Annotated in this window: 1 protein-coding gene; it reads left to right on the top strand. The window is 56.1% G+C overall.

The annotated features are described in order from the left end of the window. Nucleotides 1–242: 242 nt before the first annotated feature. Nucleotides 243–1,283, top strand: a complete 1,041-nt coding sequence (ltrA, locus tag AAFX91_RS41715) for a group II intron reverse transcriptase/maturase (protein ID WP_394570350.1) — start codon at nucleotides 243–245, stop codon at nucleotides 1,281–1,283. Nucleotides 1,284–1,322 lie beyond the last annotated feature (39 nt).

Genomic DNA, 1,322 nt, shown 5'->3' on the forward strand with positions numbered 1-1,322 from the left:
TAGCCTCCCGGACGCGCCAGCCCAACGAGGCCTCCTCAACAGAAAAAAAACGCTTCATTCCTCACGTTTTTCAGCAGACTGCTAGAGCAATTTCCGATCACGTTACGTCGCCAGAGATCGGGCATAGTGCGCGCTGCGGCGGACCGATCCGTACAAGTGACGAAGGCTCGTAATGGGGCTGGAGCGAAGGGATCGGATCAGGTGGGCTGGCCATCGTTGCAACTGGCAACAGGAGGACGGCGGTGAACCAGCCAAGCAAACCGTTCAACATCGACAAAAGAAAGGTGTACGAAGCGTATCTGCAGGTGCGATCTAATGGTGGCGCAGCCGGTGTCGACGGAGTGACGATTGAGGAATTTGAATCCGACTTGAAGAGTAACCTCTACAAGATTTGGAATCGAATGAGCTCAGGCGCCTACTTCCCGCCACCTGTTCGTGCCGTCTCCATTCCGAAGAAGAGCGGAGGCCAAAGGATCCTCGGGGTGCCAACTGTGGCGGATCGCGTGGCACAAACAGTTGCCAAACAACTCATTGAACCGACTCTGGACGCAATCTTTCTGGCGGATTCCTATGGCTATAGGCCCGGCAAATCGGCTCTTGATGCCGTAGGCGTCACGCGCAAGCGTTGCTGGAAGTACGACTGGGTTCTTGAATTCGATATCAAGGGGCTGTTTGACAACATTGACCACGAGCTTCTGCTGCGGGCTGTCCGGAAACATGCAAAGTGCGAGTGGGCGTTGCTCTACATCGAACGATGGCTGACAGCGCCGATTGCGCAAGAGGATGGAGCTGTCGTCGAGCGAAGCTGCGGCACCCCGCAAGGGGGAGTAGTGAGCCCGATTCTCGCCAATCTCTTCATGCACTATACATTTGATCTCTGGATGGCACGAACGTTCCCTGAACTCAGGTGGTGCCGGTATGCTGACGACGGGTTGATACACTGCCAGAGTGAGGTGGAGGCGCAGAGCGTTTGCGAAGCGCTGAGAATTCGACTGGCCGAGTGTCGTCTGGAATTGCATCCGACGAAGACGAGGATTGTCTACTGCAAGGACGATCGACGCCAAGGCAAGAGCGAGACGGTTATGTTCGACTTTCTCGGATATTGCTTCCGGCCGAGGTCAGTCCGGGGGCCGTACTCGCAGAAAATTTTCTGCGGGTTCACTCCGGCGGTCAGCAAGTCAGTGCTGAACGCGATGCGGGCAACGATCCGAGACTTGAACTTTCGTAGGCGGCCAAATCTGACGCTGCGTATTGCCTCACCTGAGGATGTTACTTTCGCTTGACGGATGTAGCTCCGACTGTCGGCCGGTCCGAGGTTGCGT

Origin of the sequence: Bradyrhizobium sp. 31Argb, assembly GCF_043638955.1 — a bacterium.
GTDB lineage: Bacteria > Pseudomonadota > Alphaproteobacteria > Rhizobiales > Xanthobacteraceae > Bradyrhizobium.